Here is a 23,186-nt window from a genome sequence, read left to right as displayed (position 1 = left end):
AGGAACGTGGACACCCACCTCCGGGCCCGCCAGGGGCACATGGGGGCGGTGTGTGCTGTCAGACGGTGGAAACTTCGCGCCCGGGGCCGGCCTTACGACAGGCCGCCCTGGAGGGTGCGGTAGGTGTTGGCCAGCCGCTCGGCCACGTCCGCCGGCAGCACGTTGCGCGCGGAGAACAGCGCGTAGGACACGAACGCGTCCAGCGCCTCCAGCGCCATGGCCCGGCCCACGGCCTCGCCGCCGCTGGTGGACACGTTGGCGCGCAGCCGGGCCACGTCCACCCGTCCGTCCGGCCCCAGCGTGACGCCCTGGTAGGCTTCCTCCAGCCCCGGCGGCGGCGACTCCACGAAGCCGCGCAGCAGGTCCACGTCGCGGCCCGCCTCGCGCAGCGCGCGGTGCACCAGCGACAGGAGGAGGTTGTAGCGCTCCTCCGCGGACAACAGCTCCCAGGCCATGCCCTCCACCGCGGGACCTGGAACGGGAGGCGCCTCCGCGGCCTGCACGGCCAGGTGGCCGCCGCGCACCGCCTCCTCCACGCCGCTGTAGAAGGCGTACTGGCTGCCCGCGTAGGCGGCCCGGAGCGCGCCCAGCGTCGTGCCCTCGCCCAGCTTCACGAACAGCGCCTCCTCGCCAGGAAGCGCGCCCTGGGGGCCGGGCGTCACGCGCATGTCGTCCGGGAAGCGGCGGCGCAAGCGGCCTGTCTCCTCCGCGCGCTTGATGCCGGTGAGCACCAGGTCGCGCGTGCGCTCCGGCAGCTTCACCGCGTCCACGGCGGGGGACTTCGCCTCCAGGAAGAGGAAGCTGCCCTCCACCATCTCGAAGAGGTTGAGCACCACCTCGCGCACCACGAACGTCATGGCGCTGTAGAGGCTGGCCTCGGAGACAAGCCCCTGCGACGTGAGCACCTGGCCAATGCGGCGCGCGGGCGTCACCTGCGCCAGCGCCTGGGTGAGCCGCGCCTCCGTCATCAGCCCCAGCCGCACCATCACCGCGCCCAGGCGCTCCCAGCGCTCGCTGGAGGTGGCGAACACCACCTGCCCGTCGCGGAAGGCCACCGTGCGGCGCACGGTGCCGTGCTGCACGACGAGCTGGCCGGTGCGGATGCCCGAGAGAATCTGGGCGAACACCTCCTCGACCGAGAGCGTCCCCAGGCTGCCGGCGAAGAAGCCGGCCGCGCCGTGGGATTCCGGGAGGAGCACCAGCCCCTCCGGCGCCAGGAAGTGCGCCGAAAGGGGCCGGGTGGGAGAGACGACAGCAGCGAGCGGCCGCTCCAGTTCGAGCGAAGCCGCCTCACCGCTCACGCGGGGCGTGGCCCTGGGTTTGGACGCCACCGCATCCCTCCCTGCAGGCGCTGCCGGACTACTTCGCGCCCTTCAGCTCCGCGTCGATGATGCTCTTGAACTCGTCCAGGGGCTGCGCGCCCGACAGCATGATGCCGTTGATGAAGAACGCCGGCGTGCCGGTGACGCCCACCTTGGAGCCGTCCGCCATGTCGGACTTCACCGTCGCGGCCGTCGCGCCGGAGTCGAGGCAGGTGTTGAACTTGGCGGTGTCCAGCTTCAGCTCGCCCGCGTACTTCTTCAGGTCATCCACGCCCAGCGCCTTCTGGTTGGCGAAGAGCTTGTCGTGCATCTCCCAGAACTTGCCCTGCTCGTTCGCGCACAGCGAGGCCTCGGCGGCCTTCTGCGCCTGCTGGTGGAAGTCCAGCGGGAACTGGCGGAACACCAGGCGCACCTTGTCACCGTAGAGCTTCGTCACCTCGTCCACCGTGCCGATGGCGCGGCTGCAGAACGGGCACTGGAAGTCGCTGAACTCCACGATGGTGACCGGCGCGCTCTCCGGACCCTTGGCCGGGCCGGTGGCGGCCACCTGCTTGCGCTCCGCGGGCGGGCGCGGGGGCTCGGGCAGCTCGTACTTCACGTTGGCGCCCGCGCGGAGCGAGTCGAAGAACTTCTGGGCCACTTCCTGCTTCTGCTGGCCGGACAGGAACTCCACGATCTGCGGCTTCATCTGCTCGTAGGTCGCGCCCGGGGGCAGCTGACCCTTCGCGCCGTCGAAGACCTCCTTGATCTTCTCTTCCGGCGGCGCGGGGATCTTGTCGTCGATCTCCGCCTTGAGCAGCTGGTCCTCGGTGATGCCGCGCTTGGTCGCCTCGGCCTTCACCAGGCGCTCCGTGACGAGCCCTTCCAGGCCGCGCTTGCGCAGCTGGAACTTCTGCTTGTCCAGGTTCGCCAGCGGCTCCTTGATGCGCTCGTTCAGCTCACCGAAGGTGACCTTCTGGTCGGTGCCGAAGGTGGCCACCACGGTGTCCGGCGCCGGCTCCGTGGCGTTGGCGGCCTGGACCTGCGCGGCGGGCGCCTGGGCATTGGCCGGCGCCTTCTCCTTGTTGCAGCCGGCGGTGAGGGATGCCGCGAGGAGGGCGGCCAGGGCGATGCGAGTAGAGCGCATGGACATAGCCCGCCGACTTAATAGAGGTCCCCGGGACTGGCAAGGAATTGCCAGTCTGTCGTTCAGGCGACCAGGGGCTCCAGCTCCAACGCGCCCGCGAGGCTTCCACGGCCCGGCTCACGCCCCTCCACGTCCCGGCGGCGCGCGGTGACGATGTCGAAGCTGGAGGGGTCCGCCAGCACCTTGCGCACCAGTTTGTGATTGAGCGCGTGTCCCGTCTTGAACGCAGTCATGTGGCCAATGACAGGCCGGCCGAACAGGGACACGTCGCCGATGGCGTCCAAAATCTTGTGGCGCACGAACTCGTCCGGGAAGCGCAGGCCGTCCGGGTTGAGGATGGCGGCCTCGTCCACCACGACGGCGTTCTCCAGCGAGCCGCCGCGCGCCAGGCCCAGCGTCTTGAGCTTCTCCACGTCGCGCAGGAAGCCGAAGGTGCGGGCGCGCGAGATTTCACGCGAGAAGCCCCGGTCGTTCACGTCCACGTCGAAGGACTGGCCCTGGATGACGGGGTGCTCGAAGTCGATGGTGCAGCTGATGCGGAAGCGCCGGGAGGGGGTGAGCGAGGCCTGCTTGTCGCCGTCCGTCACCGCCACGTTCTTCTTGATGACCAGGTACTCGCGCGGCGCGTCCAGCTCGTGCGACCCGGCCTCCATGATGGCGTGCGTGAAGGGAGCGGCGCTGCCGTCCATGATGGGCACTTCCGGCCCGTCCAGCTCCGCGCGCACGTTGTCGATGCCCAGCGCCGCCAGCGCGGACATCAGGTGCTCCACCGTGCCCACCTTCACGCCGTCCCGGCCCAGCGTGGTGGCCAGCGACGTGTCCACCACGTACTCCGCCAGCGCGGGGATGCTCACCGGGCGCTCCAGGTCCGTGCGGACGAAGACGACTCCATGCCCCGAGGGCGCGGGCTTCAGGGTCAGCGTCACGGGCAACCCGGAGTGGAGCCCCACGCCGCGGCAGATGGCCGGCTGGGAGAGGGTGCGCTGGAAGTCGTTGAACTGGAGCATGTCGGTGTCGCCTCTAGGGACTGCTTCGTACTGACATACGCGGGGTATGGCCCCGTCAGGCCGTTCCACGGCGGCCTGACGCGCTGCGCATAAAAGCAATCAACATGCCACGCGGCCGTGACACAAGAATTGCCTGAAAAGGAGGCCCCGCCCTTCCCAACCCCCCGGAACTGCTGGCGCATGGGACGCCGGGACAGGGAACAACCGGGAGCCGGGCCCGGACACCCCTCTTGGGAAACCCACCACTGCGCCTCCCACCGTGACAGCGATGTCCGGAATTCATCCTTCGAACCCCGGGGCACCCGAGTGGTTTCACGCCAACCCGGAGTGCGTGTCACCCACGTGACAGGGGCGCGTCTCTATCGCAGGCGAGTGCCCGGAAGCAAACGCACATCCCGGACATACGGGGAGTCCGGGGCTTGACGGGAATCGTGACGCAGAGGGTGGGTCAGCGAGCGGGCGGCAGGAAGCGGTCGCGCAGGGCTTCCGCGTCCGGCCTGTCGAAGCCGCGGCCCTGGAGGAGCGAGCGGCGGCTGACGGCGTGGAAGGTGGTCTCCAGCGTCTGCGAGAAACGCCGGAGGTCCTCCGCCAGGCGGCTGCGGATGCCGGGGCCTTCCGGGGGCCAGGGCAGCTCCACCAGCAGCGAGGTGAAGCGGTCGAAGGCGTCGTAGTCCGCGTAGCGCAGCAGCTGGTAGCCGCCGTCGTGGAAGTAGTCGAGGAACGACTTGAGGGCCTCCAGCACGCGCTCGGCGGCGGCCACGTCCTCCGAGCGCAGGTGGCTTTCGGCGGCGCGGCACAGCTGGGCGTAGACCCACAGGTCCTTGCGCAGTCGCAGCGCGGCGTCCTGGGCGCTGGTGAGGTGCCCGAAGGCCTCATCCCCCAGCGAGCCGTTGGGGGCCAGCGCGTCCACCAGCGCGACGATCTGCTGGCGCAGGAGCGTGGTGAAGGCCTCCGCGGCGCGCAGCGGGGCGGCGGGGTCGCGGTCCAGGTCCACCAGCACTTCGCGGGAGATGCGGTCCGTCTCGCGGGCCAGGTCGCGCGCGGCGCGCAGCGTGGCGGCCTGCAGGTGCTTGGGGCCGGCCTTGGGGGACAGGTCCGTGTGCAGGTAGCTGGCGACGGCGGACACCTCGCCGCGCACCAGGGACAGGAGCACGCGCACGCGGCGCGGCACGGGCGGCTGCGCCTCCGGGTCCACGTGCGTCAGGTAGTGCAGCACGCGGAACAGGCCCAGGAACGCGGTGGTGAAGAGGGGCCGCGTGTCCGCGGGCAGCGAGCCCAGCACGTCCAGCAGGCGCACGGAGCGCAGCCGGTCGTACTCGACGCGGAACTCCAGCGGGCGGAAGGGGCGGAAGTAGCGGTTGAGGACGATCTCCCGCAGCGTCAGCTTGCCCACGTCCTGGAACAGCGACAGACCGATGAGCGGCAGCTGGAGCAGGTTGTCGAGCAGGTTCTTCAGCGCGTCGAACGCCTCGCGCACGACGAAGAGGCTCTCCGGCGGGGTCTCCTGGTCCAGCTCTTCTTCAATCAGCAGCCGGCGCACGCGGTCGTCCGCGAGCTGGGTCTCCACGTACTTGCGGAAGACCATCTTCGGGTCGCTGTCCGGGTCCTGCAGGTGCCGGGCGACGCGCACGGCGCGCTCCATGGCGTCCCGCACGTCCACCAGTTCCTCATGGAAGTCGCGCGTGACGAGCGGCCGGGCGCGGGCGTCCATCACGGAGTTGTGGAGGTTCAGGTAGCGCTCCACGGCGCGCAGCCACATCTCGAACTCGAAGAGCAGCTCCTCGCGGCCCTCCACAGGGACGCCGCGGAGCCAGCGCTCGCGCTCGGCGAGGAAGCCCGCGCGCGTGGCCTGCGAGGCGCGCATCAGGTCGCCGTAGTAGTCGCGGGGACTGGGGATGACCGTGGGCACGGCGGGCGCGGAGGCTTGGCTCATGGCGGGAAGTGGTGCGGGCTAGAAGAGCGCCCCTTGCGGGGAGCTGGGGGGCGGCGTCTTCTTGAAGTACTGGTAGGTGCGCAGCGTGGCGGTGCGGCCCCGGGGCGTGCGCATGAGGAAGCCCTCCTGCATGAGGAAGGGCTCGTAGACGTCCTCGATGGTGTCGCGCTGTTCGCCCACGCTCGCGGCGATGGTCTCCACGCCCACCGGACCGCCGCCGAACTTCTCCAGGATGGTGAGGAGGATCTTGCGGTCCATCGCGTCCAGGCCGCTGGCGTCCACGCCCAGGCGGCTCAGGGAATCGTGCGCCAGGTCGTAGGTGATGCGGCCGTTGCCCTCCACCTGGGCGAAGTCGCGCAGGCGGCGCAACAGCCGGTTGGCGATGCGGGGCGTGCCGCGCGAGCGGGTGGAGATTTCGCGGCTGGCGGCGCGGTCCAGGGGGACGCCGAGGATGCGCGCGGAGCGGTCGAGGATCTGCTCCAGGAACTTCGGCTCGTAGTACTCCAGGCGATCCTGGATCTGGAAGCGGTCGCGCAGCGGGGACGTGAGCAGGCCCGTGCGCGTGGTGGCGCCCACCAGCGTGAAGGGCGGCAAATCAATCTTCATCGCGCGGGCGGCGGGCCCGGTGTCGATGGTGATGTCCAGCCGGAAGTCCTCCATCGCCGGGTAGAGGTATTCCTCCACGGCGGCGTTGAGGCGGTGGATTTCGTCGATGAAGAGGATGTCCCGCTCGTTGAGGTTGGTGAGCAGACCCGCCAGGTCGCCCTTCTTCTCCAGCGCGGGGCCGCTGGTGACGTGGATGCCCACGCCCAGCTCGTTCGCGATGATGTACGCGAGCGACGTCTTGCCCAGGCCGGGAGGGCCGGAAAACAGGCAGTGGTCCAGCGCGTCACCCCGGCTCTTCGCCGCGGCCACGTACACCTTGAGCTTTTCGACGACCGCACCCTGCCCCACGTACTCGTCGAAGGAGCGCGGGCGCAGGGAGACCTCCAGCCGGATGTCTTCCGGCTGAACATCTCCCGAGAGGGTGTCGTCGGACTTCCTCGCCATCGCCATTCCGACCCTATACAGCGAAGGGGGCGCGTGTCGCTGCCCTTCTGGCGGCGCTAGACTCGGAGCGGCACGCCGACCGGCCAGCCAGGGGGCACGTCCCCCTGCCCGAAGGGAGTCGCGTCATGATTTCCGCTTCTGCCCCATTCCGTCCCCTGCCCCTCCTGCCCGAGGCCCGCACCGAGCGTTCGCCCGGCGCCCGTCTCCAGAAGCTGCGCCGCGCCGCGCAGGAGGCCCGCGAAGCCTTCGTCCGGGAGGGCCCGGTGGCGGCGGTGGCCACGTGCGACCTCATCACGTTCCCCTACCCCACGCTGTTCGCCTTCAGCGGGGCGGCGCTGTCACCAGCGCCCTACGTGATGATGACCAACCGCATGCAGGTGGTGCAGTTCGCGGAGGCCGGCACCGGTCAGCGGCGCACGCTGCTCTTCAACCCCACCGACTACGAGCGGGGCCACGCGGCGCCCTTCTACCGCGCGCTGCGCGAGCGCTACGGCGCGTTCCTCTCCGACAAGGTGATGTCCACCCGGCACGGCACGGTGCAGGGCTACCTGGAACAACTGGGGCTGACGCCGTCGGACGTGGACTACCTGGCCTTCGACCACCTGCACATCCAGGACCTGCGCGGCTGGCTGGGCGGTGACGGCGCCCCGCCTGTCTTCCCCCGGGCGAAGCTGCTGGTGCAGCGCGCGGAGTGGACCATGGTGAAGCACCTGCACCCCATGCAGCACGTGTGGTTCGTGCCCGGCGGCGCGGACATCCCCGACGAGCGCGTGGTGCTCCTGGACGGGGACACGTGGCTGGGTCAGGGCGCGGCGCTGCTCAGCACGCCCGGCCACACGCAGGGGAACATGTCCCTGGCGGTGGCCACCGCGAATGAAGTCTTCGTGGTGAGCGAGAACGGCGTGAGCACGGAGAGCTACACGCCGCTGTTGTCCCGCATCCCCGGCGTGCGCCGCTTCGCGGAGCAGATGGGCTGGGAGGTGGTGCTCAACGGCAACACGCGCGAGGACTCGCTGGAGCAGTACGCGTCCATGGTGGTGGAGAAGCTCTTCGCGGGCCCTTCCGCGCATGACGCGTCGTTCGTGAACTTCCACCCGTCGTCACTGCTCACGTCGCACCTGCTGGCCCCGGGCCTGGGGCCCACCGTGGTGCTGCCCGCGCCGAACACGGGCGGGCTGCACCCCACGCCCGCGGTGCGGCGCGCGGCGTAGCGCTCAGGGCTCCAGGCGGGCGCAGCGGGCCGCGGGGAGGAAGGGCAGCGCCCAGGGTTCCTCTCCCTGCGCCGGGTCCGTTGCGATGAAGAGGACGGAGCCCCCCGCGCGCACGAACCCGTGGGGGTTCGCGTCCATCCCCGCGGGAGCGATGTCGCGCATCGGGTCCACGCGGCCCGGGTCGCCGTTGGAGTACCAGCCCTCGCGGCCCCGGCCAGCCGTCGTCGCGGAGAAGAAGAGCCACCCGTCCAGCACCGCGAAGGCCGTGGGGGTGCTGCTCGCGGGGCCCGGCTCCACGTCCTGCACCAGCACCGTGCCCTGCGCCGTGCCGTTGGAGCTCCACAGCTCGCGGCCGTGCACGCCGTCATCCGCCGCGAAGTACAGCCGCCCGTCCAGCACCGCCAGTCCGGAGGGCAGCGAGCCCTCGGGCCCCGGCCGCACGTCCTTCACCAGGCGGGTGCCTGGTAGCGTGCCGTCGCTCTTCCACAGCTCGCCGCCGTGGAACAGGTCACCGGGCTCGCCGAAGAAGCCCTCCGCGCCGGCCATGAAGTACACAGCGCTGCCCAGCGGCGTGAGCTCCGACGGGTAGTCCCCCGCGAAGTGCCGGAGCGGGAAGGTGAAGAGGGGCTGGCCTTTCGTCACCCAGAGGTCGGCCTCGCCGAAGCCCACGTCCACGAGGAAGAAGAGGCGGTCCTTGCCCGCGGGCGTCAGCGAGAAGACGACGGACTGCTCCGGGCCGCGGAAGAGCGCCCGTGAAGTGCCCTTGCGCCCCTCCACCACCCACAGCGTCACCGCGTCGCCGTAAGCCACCAGCGCCAGCTTCCCGTTCCACTCCGTCAGGTCGTCCAGGTACAGCGAGGCCGGCCCGGGCGCGAACTCCTGCGTGAGCTGCGTGCCCTTCGCCGTGCCGTCCGTGCTCCACAGCTCGCGGCCGCGCACGCCGTCATCCGCGGTGAAGTACAGCCGGCTGCCCACCACCGTCAGCCCGTCCGGCGCGCTGCCCTGCACCCCGGGCCGGATGTCCGCCACCAGCACCGTGCCCTTCTCGGTGCCGTCCGACAGCCACAGCTCCGGCCCGTGCGCGCCGTCGTCCGCGACGAAGAACAGCCGCCCGCCCATCCGCGTGAGGAAGCGCGGCGTGCTGCCGTACGCCCCGGGCCGCACGTCCCTCACCCGGCGCGCTTCCGTGGCGCGCCCATCCATCACCCACAGCTCGCGGCCGGAGACGCCGTCACTCGCGGCGTAGAAGACCTGCCCGTCCACCTCCACCAGCGTCTCCGGCGCCGAGCCCTCCTCGCCGCGCCGGACATCCCCCACGAGCCGCGCCGACGAACCACACGGCTGCGGGCCTCCATACGCCGCTGACTCCAGCGCCGCCGACACCTCGCCCGCCGCTGACACGTCCTCGCCTTCGGCCGTGCCGCACCCCACCCCGATGACGCCGGAGAGCAGCAGCACGACGACCGGAACACCACGCCACGTCGCCATGACACACGCCTCCTGGGCGCGGCGCGGTCCTTTCGGGACCACCGCACCTGCGCTGGAAATTGATATTTGCAGCGGAATGGGCCAGCTCATGGCCGACCAGGATTGCTCAGGGTTGTCGGCCCGTGAGCGGCGTGGATCGCCAGATGATGGCGGGCGAACGAACAGCGCGTTCGCCGTGTGACGACAACGGCTTCCTACAGGAAAAAGAGTTGCGCGTTTTTTCCGAGGATTTCCCGCTCCAGGAAGCACCGCGTCTCGCCCTGGAGGGCGGAGCGGTGTCCGGAAGTCACGGACTGGAGCGCAGGGCCTTGAGCGCTTCGCGGAAGAGGGCCTGGAAGGAGGCGTCCGGTCCCAGCTGTTCGATGACGACGTCCGCGGCCTTCTCCGCCTGGGGCTGCTTGTAGCCCAGGTTGAGCAGCGCGGAGACGAGGTCCGCCTTGTTGCCGGAGGTGACAGGCGCGCGGGGCGTGGCGCCGCGCGCGATGCCCTCCGAGTGGAGGTTGCGCACCTTCTCCTTGAGCTCCAGGACGAGCCGCTCCGCGGTCTTCTTGCCCACGCCGTGGATCTTCGCGAGCCGGCTCGTCTCCCCGCGCGACAGCGCCGCGATGAGCTCGCCCACCTCCATGCCGGACATCACGCCCAGGGCCATGCGCGGACCGACCCGGGACACGGTGTTGAGCAGCTGGAAGAGCTCCTCCTCCGCCGGGGAGAGGAAGCCGAAGAGCTCGAAGGCGTCCTCGCGCACCACGGTGCGGATGCGCAGGTCCACCGGCTGGCCGTCCGCGGGCAGCTTGCCCAGCGACACGGTGGACAGGTTCACGCGATAGCCCACGCCGTGCACGTCGATGACGGCATCCTCGGGGCCCTTCTCCAACACGTTGCCACGCAGCCGGGCGATCATCGGCGGGTCTCCGGGCGCTGGTAGGCGGACGACAGGCGGTCCGCGAGCACCGACGCGGCCCCCTTGCGCTTGCCGTTGCCGGGAGCGCTGGCGCGGGGCATCCCCACGCGAAACTGGTTCAAGTGGCACAGCGCGACGGCGAGCGCGTCACTGGCATCCGCGCGCTCCAGCGTCGCTTCTTCCACGCCGAGCAGCGTGCGCACCATGCGCGCCACGGCGTCCTTGCCGCCCGCGCCGCTGGCACCCACGGACTTCTTCACGCTGGCGGGGGCGTACTCGTGCACGGGCAGGCCCGCCTGCGCCGCGGCGAGCAGCGCCACGCCGCGCGCGTGTCCCAGCACCAGGGCGCTCCGGGCGTTGCGGTGCGTGAAGAGGCCTTCCACGGCCACGGCCTCCGGCTGGTAGCGCTGGAGCGCGGCGCTCAAGGCGGCGTGCAGGTCCTTCAGGCGTTCAGCGAGGGGCGCGGACTCCACCACCTTGATGACGCCATGGCCCAGGTGCACGAGCTTGCCCTTCTTCTCCTCCACCACCCCGAAGCCCATGAAGCGGCTGCCAGGGTCCACGCCGAGTACCCGCACCGGCCCGTTCCTTTCCCACGTGCCCCTTCAGGGGCTTTACGTGGACAGCGACTCCATCAGGGACTCGTCGATTTCGAAGTTGGCGTGCACGTGCTGCACGTCGTCGTTGTCGTCGAGCGCGTCCATCAGCTTCAACAGGCGCTTCGCGTTGTCGCCTTCCACCTTCACGGTGTTCTGCGGCACGAAGGTCCACTTCTGTTCGCCCAGGGGCAGGCCCGCGGCCTCCAGCTTCGCGCCCACCGTGTGCAGGTCCACTGGGGCGGTGCGCACCTCGAAGCCGTCCGGCCCCTGGTCCACGACGTCCTCCGCGCCCGCGTCCAGGGCCTGCTCCATCACCTGGTCCTCTGTGGGGCCGGGCTTCACGGTGATGACGCCCTTCTTGTGGAACATCCAGCCCACGGCGCCTTCCGCGCCCATGTTCCCGCCGTAGTTGCCCAGGAGGTTGCGCACGTCGCTGGCGGAGCGGTTCCGGTTGTCGGTGAGGCACTCGATGATGAGCGCGACGCCGCCGGGGCCGTAGCCCTCGTACGTCACCTCTTCGTAGGACTCGCCGGCCAGCTCGCCCGTGCCCTTCTTGATGGCGCGTTCGATGGTGTCGCGCGGGATGTTCGACTCGCGCGCCAGGGCCACGGCTACGCGCAGGCGGGCGTTGCTGGACGGGTCACCGCCGCCCAGGCGCGCGGCGACGGTCATCTCCTTGATGGCCTTGGAGTAGAGCTTGCCCTTGGCCACGCCCAGGACGGCATTCCGGCGTTTGAGTTTCGACCAGCGGTTGTGACCGGACATGGCGGCGGCTTCGGCGTGGGGTGGACGGGCGTTCAGCCCGTGGCGTTCCCGGCCTTGTGCCCCGAGCAGGCCGCCCGAGTCAAACCCTCACGACGCGTCCGGCCCGGGCTCCGGCTCGGAATCGGTGGCCAGGACGGGCTCGAAGAGGCGGGGCGGTCCGGCGGACTCCCGGGCGCGCTCGCGCTCCTCCACCAGGATGGCGGGCACCAGCACGCCCAGCATGAACAGGCGGGTCGCCGCCTCGTAGGCCAGGGCCTCCGGGAAGCGGCACTCCAGGAGCATGGCGCGCACGGTGCGCCTCCCGTCGAAGAGGCGCACCACCTGCTCCACGTCTTCCGGCAGCGAGGGCAGCTCCTGCGCGAGCCGGGTGAAGTCCACCGTGAGCCGCGCCGCCAGGGGCAGGCCCTTGACGCGAAGCTGTTCGAAGCGCTCCAGGGCTGGCTCCACCTGCTCGCACAGGAACGGGCGGTCCATGGAGAAGCTGCCCCGCTGCAGCTCCGGGCCGAACGTCACCGTGTACGCGCCCGAGCCGAAGCACAGCATGCGCCGGAACGCGAGGATGCCGCGCTCGCCGTGGAAGGCCGCGTCCACCGCCAGGCCATGGCGGAAGAAGAGAGCGCCGGAGTCCTCCGACAGCACCACGCGCCCCGAGCGCACGCCGGACAGGAGCGCGCGCAGCAGCGCCCCGAGCGGCAGGTTCGCGGTGTGCGCGTCGTAGACGTCCTCCTCGCCGCGCCGCCCCGCCTTGAGTCGCGCGAGCACCGCCACGTCGCACGCGTCCACCGGCTCCACCAGGTACTCGTCCGCGCCCACGCCCGCGGCGAGGTCGCGGTGGAACTCCTCCGCGCACTTCGCCACCAGCAGCACCGGCAGGTGCGCGCACTTCGGGTCCGCGCGGAGCACGCCGCAGAGGCTGAAGCCGTCGCCGTCCGGCAGGTCCGCGTCGATGATGACCAGCCGGGGCAGCTCGGCCTTCGGCTTCGTGGGCACCGTGTCCGGCAGCGTCCCTCCCGCCTCCACGCCCAGCCGCTCCAGCGCCGCGCGTGCGCCGTCCACGTGCACCGAGTCGAAGCCTTCGCGGACGAGCGCCTCCGCCACCGTGGGCCGCGGAGTGTCACCCACAAGCAGCACCCAGCCCCCGGCCCCACCCTGCAGGTCGAGTGCGTCAGGACCTCCGGGCATGGAGGCATCAGGAGGCGGTGCGGCGTGCAGGTAGGCAACCATGGATTCCCTATTCTTCCAGGGATCCCCTGCGAATGTACAACCTACCCCCAAGTCCCTGGATTCGTTGGGTTTTGGCCAGGCTGCATCCCAAGCTAGGGTGCGCGCCCATGACGCGCCTTGGACTCTTGCTCGCCCTCCTCGCCGTGCCCGGACTGGCCTCCGCCCAGGATGCCGAAGTGTCCTTCTCGCAGGAGGACCCGCTGGGCTCCGTGGTGGCGCCGGTGATGCTGCCCGCGGGGGCGACGGCGCTCTATGGCTACACGGGCGCGCCGGAGGTGGGCCTGGGGTTCCGGCAGGGCCTGGGTGCGCTGGAGGTGGAGGCGCGGGCGCGCTTCGACTGGTTCAAGCTGGGCGCGTCGCTGGAGCTCGTGGGCCGCAAGGAGGTGGTGCGGAGCGGGGCGTTCAGGCTGGCGCCGACGCTGGGCGTGGGCCTGGTGCTCAACTCCGGCTCCACGTACATGGACGACGACAACTTCTCCGGCGTGCTGGTGCGCATCCTGCCGGGGATGGTGGCGGGCTACCGCGTGGCGGACACCGTGGTGGTGCTGGGCCTGGTGGACCTGCCCATCGACCTGGGGCTCACGGGCGACAAGCAGCGGCGCTTCCAGGCACTGGGAGGCTTTGGCGTGGAGGTCTACCTGGGCGGCAACCTGTCGCTGCTCGCGGCGGGACAGGTGGGCGTGGAGACGTTCCAGGAGCGCGCGGGCGCGGGCCACACGCGGCTGGGGCTCACGGGTCGCGTGGGCCTGGGGACGCGGCTGTTCTGACTAGAACTCCGGCGGAGGACTCTGGCGCGGCGTGCCCATCAGTTCGAGCGCACGCAGCGCGACGCGGATGAGCGTCTGGGCGCACGGCTCACAGCCTCCGCCGCAGCAGTGGGGCCAGCGTCCTTCGGGGTTGCGCAGGAGCGGCCGCACGCTGGACTGGTAGTAGCTGGGGAACTGGAGTTCCTCGCTCGCTCGCGCGAGCGCGTCATCGAGGGACAGGGGCGAGGGGACGGGAACGTCGGACACGCTCCCGTTCATACCAGCTCAGAGCAGTGACGTCTGCGCCGGGGCCTCTGTCGCGGCGCCGTCCGCGGGCTGGCAGTGCGAACACCAATGCGTGTTGCGTCCGCCGATGCGCAGGTGAGACACGGGCGTGGCGCAGCGGGGACAAGGCGCTCCCGTCTTGCCGAAGATGTTGCGCCGGTGCTTCGCCTGCCCCTGCACACCGAACAGGTCGCGCTGCGTGCCGCGCAGCCGCAGGCCCTCTTCCAGCACGTCGCGGATGCCCTGGTGCAGCCGGACGATTTCCGTCGGGGACAGCGACGAAGCCGGCCGCCGGGGGTCGATGCCCGCGACCCACATGCTCTCGTCCGCGTCGCGGTTGCCCAGCCCCGCGAGCACACGCTGGTTCAGGAGCACCGTCTTGAGCGGACTGCGCCTGCGGCGCAGCTGCTTCGCCAGGACCTCCGGAGTGAAGGCCTCGTCGAGCGCCTCCGGTCCCAGTTCCTCCAGCTTGAGCTGCGAGGCCAGCAGCGCTGTCGGCCCCAGCGCCACGCGCGCGTAGCCCAGCGTGTCGGTGAGCTGGAGTTCCTCGTCGCCCTCCAGCGTGAGGACCACGAGCGTCGCGGGAGGCCGTTCGCTTCCCACGGGCCGCAACTGGAGTTCGCCCCAGAGCATGAAGTGCAGCGCGAGCGTCTGCCCGTCATCCAACGTGAGCAGCATGAACTTCGCGCACCGCTCCGCCGCGAGCACCTTGCGGCCCTGGAGGTTCTGGATGAAGTCCGGCGGCGAGGCGAAGCGCACCGCCGCGGGCATCAGCACCTCCGCGCCCACGAAGCGCCGGCCCACGACGGCCTGCTTCAGGTCTCGGATGATGATTTCGACTTCGGGGACTTCCGCCACGCGCAGCCTCCCCCACGGGTCACAACGTAGGAAGGCTGCGAGGTAACGCCATGGGTTGAGCCCTGCTGAGCGCGTACCTCGTCCGACCGCCGGGCATCCGGCCGGACAAGGGGGCACCGCCCTGCCCTACCCCACGTCAGGCGCGCACCGTCACCTCGTGCACGTCGCGCTCCAGCTCCCGCGCGTCCACCTTCACGTCGAGGAACCAGGCCATCGTCTCACGCTGCGTGAGCGAATGGCTGTCCAGGGCCACCGTGCGGAAGTTGCCGCCCTTCGCCAGGGCGCACAGCAGCAGGAGCTGATCACACAGGTGTTCGCCCACGGGCACGCCCGCGTCCAGGTAGCGCTTCACCTTCGAGGCGACCTCCTCCGCCACGACTTCCGCGCGTTTGCCTCGCTCGCCGAAGCCGGTGAAGACCTCCGTCACGTGCTCGCTCTCCACTTCGACGCGCAGCACGTTGCCCGGACCGTAGGCGCGCTTGAGCTCTTCCGGCCGCTGCTGATCCGGACGCAGCTTCAGCGCGGCGGCCACGGTGTCCAGCTCGCGCTTCGCCACGTCGAAGGGGATGGCCGCCACCTGGGCCACGGCCTCCGTGCGCAGCACCCGGCCGCGCTCCAGCAACTGGAGCGGCTGAAGCTTCGCGGGATGGATGTCCACGCGGAAGCGGCCCCCGCCCGCCGGATAGTAGCCGGGCCGCTCCAGCGTCACGTCCACGCGCGGTCCCATGCGGCGCAGGAGCGGCAGGTACGCCTTCTCCAGGAACTCGAACGGCGGCGCCGCCGGGTTGTGAGTCCCGCCCTCCAGCATCAGCGTGGAGGCCCCTTCCGCGTGCAGCAGCGCGGGCAGCACCGTCTGGAGCACCAGCGTCGCGCTGCCCGCAGTGCCCACCGCGAAGTGGTAGTTGCCCGCCGACAACGCGCGCGGGTGGAAGGACAGCTGCTTGGAGCCCAGCTCCGCGCCCGTCACCTCCGCGGCGCCCACGGCCTCCGCTGCCTTGAGCGCGGTGAGGTGCTGGCGCAGGAGGCCTGGCTTGGCGCGGCCCGCGCGCACGTTGACCATCTCGAACGGCGTGCCCGTCACCAGCGACAGCGCCAACGCCGTGCGCAGCACCTGGCCGCCCCCTTCCCCCTGTGAACCATCGATGCGAACCATGTGCGTGGTGCTCCTTTGCGCGCTCGCGGACGTGCGCAGCATCCCATCCCTGATTTCAAAAAATAGCGGCGCCCGCTCCCCCACCCTTAACGGCCGCTTTCGCGGACCTCTTGGGGGGAACGGGCGCCTCGGCGTCTTCATCCCGGCATGTGCACCTCCGCAGGACGGCGGGTGGGGTTACCCTTCGGCTATCCCTTCACGCACACCACCTGCTTCAGCGTGTGGACGACCTCCACCAGGTCCGCCTGCGCGGCCATCACGGCGTCGATGGACTTGTACGCGGCCGGCGTCTCGTCAATCACGTCCACGTCCTTGCGGCACTCCACGCCCGCGGTCGCCTTCGCGTGGTCCTCCAGCGTGAAGCGCTTCTTCGCCGCTTCGCGCGACATCACCCGGCCCGCGCCGTGGCTGCACGAGTGGAAGGCATCCGCGTTTCCCTTCCCGCGGACGATGTAGGAACGGGCCCCCATGCTGCCGGGGATGATTCCCATGTCGCCTTCACGCGCCCGCACCGCGCCCTTGCGGGTCACGAAGCAGTTCTTTCCGAAGTGGTGCTCGCGCGAGATGTAGTTGTGGTGGCAGTTCACCGCGGACTCGGACAGCTCGAAGGGAGGCAGTTCACCGCTCGCCTTCAGGGCCTCCACCGCCGAGTGCAGCATGAGCTCGCGGTTCATCGCCGCGAAGTCCTGCGCCCAGCTCACCGCGAACACGTAGTCGTCGAAGTGCTCCGTCCCCTCCGGCAGGTACGCCAGGTCCGCGTCCGGCAGACGGATGAAGAAGCGCTCCATGTCCTGCTTCGCCAGCTCGATGAAGTGGCTTCCGATGCGGTTACCCACGCCGCGCGACCCCGAGTGCAGCATCAGCCACACGCCGTCCGACTCATCGACGCACAGCTCGATGAAGTGGTTACCCGTACCCAGCGTTCCCAGGTGCGCCAGCTCCGGCCCACGGCCGATGCGAGGATGCTTCGCGACGATACGGGCGTACCCTTCCGCCAGGCGGGCCCAGGCACCGGTATGCGTCGCGGGCGAGTCCTTCCACGCGCCACGGTCATTCCGGCCGCCGTTGTCCGTACGGCCGTGCGGCACCGCCGCCTCGATGGCCGAGCGGACCCCGCGCAGCGAGTCCGGCAGCTGATCCGCGCGCAGCGTCGTGCGCACGGCGATCATCCCGCATCCGATGTCCACGCCCACCGCCGCCGGCACCACCGCGCCCACCGTGGGCACCACGCTCCCGACCGTCGCGCCGTAACCGCGGTGCACGTCCGGCATCGCGGCGATCCACTTGTGGATGAAGGGCAGGCCGCGGAGGTTGCGAAGCTGCTTCTTCGCCTCGTCCTCGAACGGCACCCCCACCGTCCACGTCTTGATGGGGCGGCCCGCTTCGTCCGACATCACTTCGTAGTTCGCGTTCGTCCGGTCCATGGCGCTGCACCTTTCGGTCGTTCGACCGGGCTCTGTGTCCCGGTCACGTGGGGGGCTAGAGCAGCCGGCGTGCCAACGCCGTTCCCGAGGGAGGCCCCCTGGGCGGGCTGGAAATCCATATCCCATGGGATAAATACGTATCCTGATGGCTCAAAAGGCGAAGGCGCGGCGGACGGTCGTCATCGGGATGCTGGGGACGACGCTGGACACGGGGATGGGGACGAACCGCTGGACGCGGTGGCGGCCCACGGTGTCGCTGTGCCAGCAGGAGGACCTGCTGGTGCACCGGCTGGAGCTGCTGCACCCGCCTCATGGGACGTCGCTGGCGGCGGTCATCCGGGACGACATCGCGCAGGTGTCTCCGGAGACGCAGGTGCGGCTCACGTCACTGCCCATCCGGGATCCGTGGAACCTGGAGGAGACGTACGGCGCGCTGCTGGACCACGTGCGCGCGCACGCCTTCCATCCGGAGGAAGAGGACTACCTGGTGCACATCACCACGGGCACGCACATCGCGCAGATCTGCATGTTCCTCCTGGTGGAGAGCCGGCTGATTCCGGGCCGGCTGGTGCAGACGTCCCCGGGCAAGGGGAAGGACCACGGGGCGGTGGGCACGCACGCCATCATCGACCTGGACCTGTCGAACTACGACACGCTGGCGGCGCGCTTCCGGCAACAGCAGCGTGAGGGCCTGTCGTTCCTCAAGTCCGGCATCGACACGCACAACGCCGCGTTCAACCGGATCATCGAGCGGATTGAACAGGTGGCGGTGCAATCCCGAGCGCCGCTGCTGCTGACGGGCCCCACGGGCGCGGGCAAGTCGCGGCTCGCGAAGCGCATCTACGCGCTGAAGAAGGCGCGCAACCAGGTGACGGGCCCGTTCGTGGACCTGAACTGCGCCACGCTGCGCGGCGACGGCGCCATGTCCACGCTCTTCGGTCACGTGAAGGGCGCGTTCACGGGCGCGGTGGGAGACCGGCCCGGACTGATGCGGCAGGCGAACAGCGGCGTGCTGTTCCTGGACGAGATTGGAGAGCTGGGCGCGGACGAGCAGGCCATGCTGCTGCGCGCGCTGGAGGACAAGCGGTTCCTGCCGGTGGGCGCGGACAAGGAAGCGGAGAGCGACTTCCAGCTCATCGCGGGGACGAACCGCGACCTCCAGCTGGACGTGGAGCGGGGACGGTTCCGAGAGGACCTGCTCGCGCGCATCAACCTGTGGACCTTCCGGCTGCCCGCGCTGCGCGAACGTCCGGAGGACATCGCGCCCAACCTGCAATACGAATTGGATCAGGCGTCCCAGACGCTGGGGACGCGGGTGACGATGAGCAAGGAGGCGCAGGAGTATTTCCTGCGGTTCGCCACGTCCCCCGAGGCCCGGTGGAGCGGCAACTTCCGCGACCTCAACGCGGCCGTGCTGCGCATGTCCACGCTGGCTGCCGGTGGACGAATGACCCGCGAGGTGGTGGACGAGGAGTTGGACCGCCTGAGAGCACAGTGGCGGCCCGCGGGCGCGGCGGCGACGTCCGCGGGCGAGGACGTGCTGGTGGAGGTGATGGGTGCCGCGCGCGCGTCGGAGCTGGACCGGTTCGACCGGGTGCAGCTCGCGGATGTGGTGACGGTGTGCCGCTCCGCGCGCTCGTTGTCAGACGCGGGCCGGACGTTGTTCGCTCAGTCGCGTGCGCAGAAGAAGAGCGTCAACGACGCGGACCGGCTCCGGAAGTACCTGGCGCGCTTCGGTCTGACCTGGTCCGAGGTGAGCGGCCGAGACGCGGAGTGACGCCCCCGTGGGCCCGACTGGGTGGGCCCACGCGAGATGCCCGCTTCAGCGGAAGGCATCCGCCATGGCCCGGCATTGCGGCGTGGACAGAGCCTCATCGGGAACCCGGACCGTCCCTTCATCGGGAGAGGCCGGGACGGGCGCGGGCGGTGCCGCGGGCGCGTTCACGCTGCTCAGCCACGTGGGCGGCACCGTGCATTCGACGGTGAGGGGTCCTTGGAACGTCGCGCGCACGCTGCCGTCCTTCCCGCGCACCTCGCCCTTCGCCTGCTTCCCGGTGACGGTCAGGTCCAGGGTGCCCTCGTCCATCATCATCGCGGGCCCGTTGGGCTGCTGGTAGTCCACCACCACGAGGCCCGGGCCAATCGCCGTCTGCGGGATGATCCGCGCGGTGGCGTGCTTCGACTTCAAGAACTTCTCGTCCACCGCCATGCGGAAGCGCCAGGTGCCCCCGTCTTCTGCCTGCGCATTCAGCGCGACCAGCATCAGGGTCACAGGAGGTTCCCCCAGGAAGTCGGCGATGAAGCGCACGGACGGGGCCGAGTAGGTGCTCTTGTCCATCCGCACCGTGGCCGCGCCCCGTGGCTGGGGACGCTCCGCGGTGAGCGCATTGCGCGACGTCACCTGATCCTCCTTCGGTTTCGCGCAGGCGCTCAGCAGCAGCGCCACCATCAGGGCCCCGTGCCGCATGCTCAGCACCCCACCCGCAGGACCATGGCGCTGACGGTGGTGTTGTCATTCTCCTTCAGCTCGTCCACCGCGCCCGCCGGATCCATGTCCAGGTAGACGTAGTACGTGTTGTAGGGCAGCGACGACGGCACCGTGAAGCCCAGCGAGTAGATGCCCTCAGAGAACGCTCCCAGCGAGTGGTTGAACGTGCCCACCACGTTGGTGGACTCGTAGTAACCGTTCGGCGGCGCGGTCGTGCTCAGGCGCACGCGCATCGAGTAGGACGACACGGCCGCGTTGCCCATGTTGCCCACGTAGAACTTCACGCTCTGCGCCGTGCCCCGGCACACCGTCTTCGTGCCGGCCGGGTCCAGCGTCTGCGCCACGTCCCCCACCACGCCCATGGAGGACGGCAGCAGGTTCGGCTTCGTCACCGAATAGCCGTACAGCGTGTTCATGCCCTGCGCGTTCGTGGGCCACAGCGTGGAGGACTCGTAGCCGCCCGTCACCAGGTGCGGCGGCGAGGTGCGCAGGATGCTGTGCCCGCCCTCGTGCTTGAAGCCGAAGAAGTGCCCCGACTCGTGCACGAACGTGCTCCGGCCCGACGTGCCGAACGCATTGCCGGTGCGCGGCGTGAAGTCCAGGTCGCTGGCGATGCAGACGTCCGCCTCGTCGATGCCGTTGGCCCCGATGAAGCACAGCCCCACGACGGAGTACGTCACGCCGTTGTTCCCGTCGATGGACGCACGGTCACACAGGCCGATCTCGTTCTGCCCGTCGCTGTGGTCCAGCGAGCAGTCCGTCGCCGCGTTCACGTTGAAGCCACTGACGATGTGGGACAGGTCATCCCACTGCCGCAAGCCGTTCCAGTACGCCGTGTTGACGTTGCCGGAGTCCGGGATGCTGCACCGGTTCCGGTACACGGCCGGCCCGCTGTACCACTTCACCGGCATCCCGTTGCACGTGTCCCAGGCGGCGGCGCCCGCCTCCATGCCGCCCAGCACCAGTGCCGCGACGACGCCCACGAATGTCGTTGTCTTCATGGCGGACCTCATCACGGCTGGCCGGGCGGGAGGTCCCGCTCGGGCTGGAGGGGAACGGCACCCGGCACCACGGACGCGCCCGCGGCGGGCGTCACCGGCACGGACATCGACGACGCGGTGGTGACGGGCTCCTCTCGGAACACACCCGTCACGGTGAGCCCACGCGCGCGCAGGTGATTCTGGAGCAGCGAGAGGAATGCCTCGCGCTCCATCCCCTCCGGAGCCCCCCGGGCCTGCGCCTCCGCGCGCAGCACCGGACGGACGCCCATCAGGTCCACCGTCTCGAACACCGGCGCCGTCTGCCGCACCCCCGCCGAGCCCAGGCCCGCCACGAGCCCGCCCTCGGCCCCCACCAGCACCTCGCGGCCCGCCACCGACTCCACGCGGAAGGCGTGCTCGTCCAGCACCGGCGACAGGCTCCACCCGGTGTTGCGAAGGAAGACCACGTAGCGCGCGCCCCGGACGAAGCGAGGCACATGGCTCACCACGAGCTGGCGTCCATCCGGCAGCACCCCTCCGGCCTGCTTGAGGCGCAGCTCACGCGGAGCCGTGCCCAGGTGCGCCCGCACGTTTCCCAGCGTCACCACCGTCCACGGTCCCGTGCGCGGCGAGTACTCGCCGCGCACGTCCGTGACTTCACCCTCCACCACGGAGGCTGTCTGATCAAACAGGCCAAGCAGGCTGTCCACCGCGCGCGGCGGCCGGAGTGATGCTTCCGCGGCCAGGGGGCTCTCCTGCCGCGCGGGAGCTTCGTCCCCACTGGCGGCGCTGCACCCCGTGAGTCCCATGAGGAGCAGTGCGCACGCCCCCCTTCCGAACGTCGTCCATGGTCTGCCCACGCGCATCACGTCCGCTCCCTTCGTGTCGTCAGTGGATGAGATAGAAGGCGTCCTGGCGCGGCACGAAGAACCGCCAGCCTTCGTCCGACAGGTACGCCGGATCTTCCTGCATCACCGCCACCTGCTGCCCACCCCACTCTGGCACGGGCGTGACGGTGTTGAGCTCGACGGCGAGGTACGAGCCCTTGCGCAACAGTCTGGGTGCCTCCGAGCGCGACGCCGCGCGGAAGTCGATGGACGCGCCCAGCGCGTGTCCCTGCGCGCCCAGCGGATGGCTGTAGACCTTGGCCTCGATGCCCCGCTCCTTCATCTCCGCCATCGTCGCGTCGTAGACATCCGCGGACGAGCGCCCCGGCCGCGACGCGCGCAGCATCAGCGCGTCCTGCAGCGTCCGAGTGTTCTCCAGCGCGCGCTTCAACCCCTCCGGCGCGTCCGTCTCCCCGTCCTTCAGCACGTACGCCATCTTCTGCCAGTCCGTGCTCAGCCCCAGCGCCGAGACGCCGAAGTCCACGTGCAGCAGGTCGCCTCGCTGGATGACCACCGCCTCGTCCGCCACCGCCAGGAAGCCTCGGGAGAAGCCGTCCTTCATGCCCTGCCGTTGCACGCGCAGGTCCGGCTGGAACCACGTGCCCACGCGCGCGTCGAACAGCGCGTCGTAGAGCCAGCGGCGCACGTCCCCCACCGTCGTCTTGCCGGGCACCACCACCTCGTTGGAGAGCGCCCGCTTCACCAGCGACTCCGTCAGCACCACCAGGTCGCGGTAGGGCGTGAACTCGCCGGGCAGCCGCGTGTCCAGGTACTCCTCGATGAGCGGCGCCGCGCTCACGAAGCGCGCTTCCGCGGACGAGCCCAGCGCCTCCACCAGCCACTTGTACGTGTCATGCGTCAGGCTGCGCGTCACGCCCCGCCGCCCGTCCATGGCCAGCGCGATGGTGCGCGGGTGGTAGCGCGCGTCCAGGTCCGCGAGCGCCTCCGTCTGCTTGCGCTCCACCGGGGGTGCCTCGAAGAAGCGCGACACCGCCTCCGTGGCGTAGCCCGTCAACGCGACCTTCTGGAGCCCCGCGTCGCCCGCGTCCACGAAGACGAACACGTCGCGGTTGCCCGCGTACGGCAGCGGCGGCGCGACCCAGGCCGTCAGCGGATCATCGTGGAACTCCTCGTTGACCACGACCCACATGGCCACGCCGTGCCGGCGCATCATGTCCAGCAGCAGCCCGTGCCGCTCCTTCAGCCAGGACTCGCGCAGGGCCCGCTCCTGGGACGGCGGCGGCACGGGTGGCGTGGTGGGAGCGCTCACGGGGACGGTGGCACACGCCACCAGACAGCCCAGGCTCAGGGCGGGTAGGACTGCGCGCCAACGGTTCATGTCGGGAACTCCGGGTCGAGAAGGAGGCGGAGCAGCCTAGCGCGCCCCAGAAAAACCGAAGCCCCCCGCTCCCGGAACCCATGGGTCCGGGAACGGAGGGCCTGGGGCGCATTCCCACCTGCTCACCCGCTCGGCTGTCCTCGCTCCCACACGCTTCCGGATCCCGTCCCCCCCGGTTCGGGACACCTGGAACCCGCCAGGCCTCACGGCCAGCGAATCCACTGGAAGCGGCGGCCCTCCCCCGAAGGCCGCGTGGAGCGCGGACATCCAACCGCGCGCGCCGTTACCTCAGTAGCTGGCGACCCAATCCAGGTCGCTTTCCTCGAAATCGAAGAGCGATTCCTCGCCTTCGTGCCGGGAGTCCTCTTCCCCGTCCCCCGCCTGCTCCTCGACCCGGTCC

The 23,186-nt window shown here is 70.4% G+C and carries 21 protein-coding genes; 3 read left to right on the top strand and 18 right to left on the bottom strand.

Annotation, left to right across the window (positions count from 1 at the left end; genetic code table 11):
* Positions 1-92: 92 nt before the first annotated feature.
* From D7X99_RS33450 to ruvB, 5 genes are all read right to left on the bottom strand, one after another.
* Complete coding sequence (locus D7X99_RS33450) at positions 93-1,331, bottom strand: DUF4388 domain-containing protein (protein WP_121781294.1); 1,239 nt, start codon at positions 1,329-1,331, stop codon at positions 93-95.
* 28 nt (positions 1,332-1,359) lie between these two features.
* Positions 1,360-2,454 carry a thioredoxin domain-containing protein gene (locus D7X99_RS33445; protein ID WP_121781293.1) on the bottom strand — a complete coding sequence of 365 codons (1,095 nt, stop codon included), beginning with the start codon at positions 2,452-2,454 and terminating at the stop codon, positions 1,360-1,362.
* Between the two features lie 56 nt (positions 2,455-2,510).
* Positions 2,511-3,455 (bottom strand): UDP-3-O-acyl-N-acetylglucosamine deacetylase, encoded by a 945-nt coding sequence (gene lpxC / locus D7X99_RS33440; RefSeq protein ID WP_121781292.1) that lies wholly within the window; start codon positions 3,453-3,455, stop codon positions 2,511-2,513.
* A gap of 448 nt (positions 3,456-3,903) precedes the next feature.
* Positions 3,904-5,388 carry a hypothetical protein gene (locus D7X99_RS33435; protein ID WP_121781291.1) on the bottom strand — a complete coding sequence of 495 codons (1,485 nt, stop codon included), beginning with the start codon at positions 5,386-5,388 and terminating at the stop codon, positions 3,904-3,906.
* Between the two features lie 18 nt (positions 5,389-5,406).
* A complete protein-coding gene (gene ruvB / locus D7X99_RS33430; protein ID WP_120578565.1) occupies positions 5,407-6,444 on the bottom strand; it encodes a Holliday junction branch migration DNA helicase RuvB in 1,038 nt (345 codons plus the stop codon).
* A 119-nt stretch (positions 6,445-6,563) separates the two neighbouring features.
* On the opposite strand from ruvB, the gene D7X99_RS33425 reads away from it, so the two are divergent.
* A complete protein-coding gene (locus tag D7X99_RS33425; protein ID WP_121781290.1) occupies positions 6,564-7,649 on the top strand; it encodes a hypothetical protein in 1,086 nt (361 codons plus the stop codon).
* A 3-nt stretch (positions 7,650-7,652) separates the two neighbouring features.
* Here D7X99_RS33425 and D7X99_RS33420 read toward each other — a convergent pair whose 3' ends face one another.
* The 5 genes from D7X99_RS33420 to D7X99_RS33400 form a co-directional block, all read right to left on the bottom strand.
* Entirely contained in the window at positions 7,653-9,137 is a 1,485-nt protein-coding gene (locus D7X99_RS33420; RefSeq protein WP_121781289.1) for an ELWxxDGT repeat protein, read from the bottom strand.
* Between the two features lie 286 nt (positions 9,138-9,423).
* Positions 9,424-10,038, bottom strand: coding sequence for a Holliday junction branch migration protein RuvA (ruvA, locus tag D7X99_RS33415; protein WP_121781288.1), 615 nt, complete (start codon positions 10,036-10,038; stop codon positions 9,424-9,426).
* Complete coding sequence (gene ruvC / locus D7X99_RS33410; RefSeq protein ID WP_120578568.1) at positions 10,035-10,616, bottom strand: crossover junction endodeoxyribonuclease RuvC; 582 nt, start codon at positions 10,614-10,616, stop codon at positions 10,035-10,037. Before ruvC ends, ruvA begins: the two co-directional genes overlap by 4 nt.
* Positions 10,617-10,652: 36 nt before the next feature.
* A complete protein-coding gene (locus D7X99_RS33405) occupies positions 10,653-11,402 on the bottom strand; it encodes a YebC/PmpR family DNA-binding transcriptional regulator (protein WP_121781287.1) in 750 nt (249 codons plus the stop codon).
* 87 nt (positions 11,403-11,489) lie between these two features.
* Complete coding sequence (locus D7X99_RS33400; protein WP_121781286.1) at positions 11,490-12,626, bottom strand: PleD family two-component system response regulator; 1,137 nt, start codon at positions 12,624-12,626, stop codon at positions 11,490-11,492.
* 107 nt (positions 12,627-12,733) lie between these two features.
* Between D7X99_RS33400 and D7X99_RS33395 the strand changes: the two genes are divergently transcribed.
* On the top strand, positions 12,734-13,393 hold the full coding sequence (locus D7X99_RS33395; RefSeq protein WP_120578571.1) for a hypothetical protein: 660 nt from the start codon (positions 12,734-12,736) through the stop codon (positions 13,391-13,393).
* Here the strand turns inward: D7X99_RS33395 and D7X99_RS33390 are convergent, their stop codons facing one another.
* From D7X99_RS33390 to D7X99_RS33375, 4 genes are all read right to left on the bottom strand, one after another.
* Positions 13,394-13,651, bottom strand: coding sequence for a hypothetical protein (locus D7X99_RS33390; RefSeq protein ID WP_169832544.1), 258 nt, complete (start codon positions 13,649-13,651; stop codon positions 13,394-13,396).
* A gap of 6 nt (positions 13,652-13,657) precedes the next feature.
* The gene (locus D7X99_RS33385; RefSeq protein ID WP_121781285.1) at positions 13,658-14,515 is read right to left on the bottom strand and encodes an Fpg/Nei family DNA glycosylase; all 858 of its coding nucleotides are present in this window, start codon (positions 14,513-14,515) and stop codon (positions 13,658-13,660) included.
* A 136-nt stretch (positions 14,516-14,651) separates the two neighbouring features.
* A complete protein-coding gene (gene rtcA, locus D7X99_RS33380) occupies positions 14,652-15,668 on the bottom strand; it encodes an RNA 3'-terminal phosphate cyclase (RefSeq protein WP_121781305.1) in 1,017 nt (338 codons plus the stop codon).
* A 188-nt stretch (positions 15,669-15,856) separates the two neighbouring features.
* Complete coding sequence (locus tag D7X99_RS33375) at positions 15,857-17,092, bottom strand: RtcB family protein (protein ID WP_121781284.1); 1,236 nt, start codon at positions 17,090-17,092, stop codon at positions 15,857-15,859.
* Between the two features lie 145 nt (positions 17,093-17,237).
* Between D7X99_RS33375 and rtcR the strand changes: the two genes are divergently transcribed.
* Positions 17,238-18,869, top strand: coding sequence for an RNA repair transcriptional activator RtcR (rtcR, locus tag D7X99_RS33370; RefSeq protein WP_121781283.1), 1,632 nt, complete (start codon positions 17,238-17,240; stop codon positions 18,867-18,869).
* A gap of 45 nt (positions 18,870-18,914) precedes the next feature.
* Here the strand turns inward: rtcR and D7X99_RS33365 are convergent, their stop codons facing one another.
* From D7X99_RS33365 to D7X99_RS33350, 4 genes are all read right to left on the bottom strand, one after another.
* Positions 18,915-19,559, bottom strand: coding sequence for a hypothetical protein (locus tag D7X99_RS33365; protein ID WP_121781282.1), 645 nt, complete (start codon positions 19,557-19,559; stop codon positions 18,915-18,917).
* Between the two features lie 2 nt (positions 19,560-19,561).
* On the bottom strand, positions 19,562-20,581 hold the full coding sequence (locus D7X99_RS33360) for a hypothetical protein (protein ID WP_121781281.1): 1,020 nt from the start codon (positions 20,579-20,581) through the stop codon (positions 19,562-19,564).
* A gap of 11 nt (positions 20,582-20,592) precedes the next feature.
* Positions 20,593-21,369, bottom strand: a complete 777-nt coding sequence (locus tag D7X99_RS33355; protein ID WP_121781280.1) for a hypothetical protein — start codon at positions 21,367-21,369, stop codon at positions 20,593-20,595.
* Positions 21,370-21,448: 79 nt separating this feature from the next.
* A complete protein-coding gene (locus D7X99_RS33350; protein ID WP_121781279.1) occupies positions 21,449-22,786 on the bottom strand; it encodes a M24 family metallopeptidase in 1,338 nt (445 codons plus the stop codon).
* Between the last annotated feature and the right edge of the window lie 400 nt (positions 22,787-23,186).

Source organism: Corallococcus sp. AB032C, from assembly GCF_003668935.1.
GTDB classification, from domain to species: domain Bacteria; phylum Myxococcota; class Myxococcia; order Myxococcales; family Myxococcaceae; genus Corallococcus; species Corallococcus exiguus.
Note: the sequence above shows the minus strand (reverse complement) of the source record. Positions and strands in the feature narration are given on the sequence as shown.

What these genes read in the sequence shown, in the direction of transcription:
- D7X99_RS33400 (WP_121781286.1), bottom strand. Translation starts at nt 12,626, where the DNA reads ATGGTTGCCTACCTGCACGCCGCACCGCCTCCTGATGCCTCCATGCCC.
- D7X99_RS33435 (WP_121781291.1), bottom strand. Translation starts at nt 5,388, where the DNA reads ATGAGCCAAGCCTCCGCGCCCGCCGTGCCCACGGTCATCCCCAGTCCC.
- D7X99_RS33365 (WP_121781282.1), bottom strand. Translation starts at nt 19,559, where the DNA reads ATGCGGCACGGGGCCCTGATGGTGGCGCTGCTGCTGAGCGCCTGCGCG.
- D7X99_RS33445 (WP_121781293.1), bottom strand. Translation starts at nt 2,454, where the DNA reads ATGTCCATGCGCTCTACTCGCATCGCCCTGGCCGCCCTCCTCGCGGCA.
- D7X99_RS33425 (WP_121781290.1), top strand. Translation starts at nt 6,564, where the DNA reads ATGATTTCCGCTTCTGCCCCATTCCGTCCCCTGCCCCTCCTGCCCGAG.
- ruvA (WP_121781288.1), bottom strand. Translation starts at nt 10,038, where the DNA reads ATGATCGCCCGGCTGCGTGGCAACGTGTTGGAGAAGGGCCCCGAGGAT.
- lpxC (WP_121781292.1), bottom strand. Translation starts at nt 3,455, where the DNA reads ATGCTCCAGTTCAACGACTTCCAGCGCACCCTCTCCCAGCCGGCCATC.
- D7X99_RS33360 (WP_121781281.1), bottom strand. Translation starts at nt 20,581, where the DNA reads ATGAAGACAACGACATTCGTGGGCGTCGTCGCGGCACTGGTGCTGGGC.
- D7X99_RS33395 (WP_120578571.1), top strand. Translation starts at nt 12,734, where the DNA reads ATGACGCGCCTTGGACTCTTGCTCGCCCTCCTCGCCGTGCCCGGACTG.
- D7X99_RS33350 (WP_121781279.1), bottom strand. Translation starts at nt 22,786, where the DNA reads ATGAACCGTTGGCGCGCAGTCCTACCCGCCCTGAGCCTGGGCTGTCTG.
- D7X99_RS33420 (WP_121781289.1), bottom strand. Translation starts at nt 9,137, where the DNA reads ATGGCGACGTGGCGTGGTGTTCCGGTCGTCGTGCTGCTGCTCTCCGGC.
- D7X99_RS33390 (WP_169832544.1), bottom strand. Translation starts at nt 13,651, where the DNA reads ATGAACGGGAGCGTGTCCGACGTTCCCGTCCCCTCGCCCCTGTCCCTC.
- D7X99_RS33405 (WP_121781287.1), bottom strand. Translation starts at nt 11,402, where the DNA reads ATGTCCGGTCACAACCGCTGGTCGAAACTCAAACGCCGGAATGCCGTC.
- rtcA (WP_121781305.1), bottom strand. Translation starts at nt 15,668, where the DNA reads ATGGTTCGCATCGATGGTTCACAGGGGGAAGGGGGCGGCCAGGTGCTG.
- D7X99_RS33355 (WP_121781280.1), bottom strand. Translation starts at nt 21,369, where the DNA reads ATGGGACTCACGGGGTGCAGCGCCGCCAGTGGGGACGAAGCTCCCGCG.
- ruvB (WP_120578565.1), bottom strand. Translation starts at nt 6,444, where the DNA reads ATGGCGATGGCGAGGAAGTCCGACGACACCCTCTCGGGAGATGTTCAG.
- rtcR (WP_121781283.1), top strand. Translation starts at nt 17,238, where the DNA reads ATGGCTCAAAAGGCGAAGGCGCGGCGGACGGTCGTCATCGGGATGCTG.
- D7X99_RS33375 (WP_121781284.1), bottom strand. Translation starts at nt 17,092, where the DNA reads ATGGACCGGACGAACGCGAACTACGAAGTGATGTCGGACGAAGCGGGC.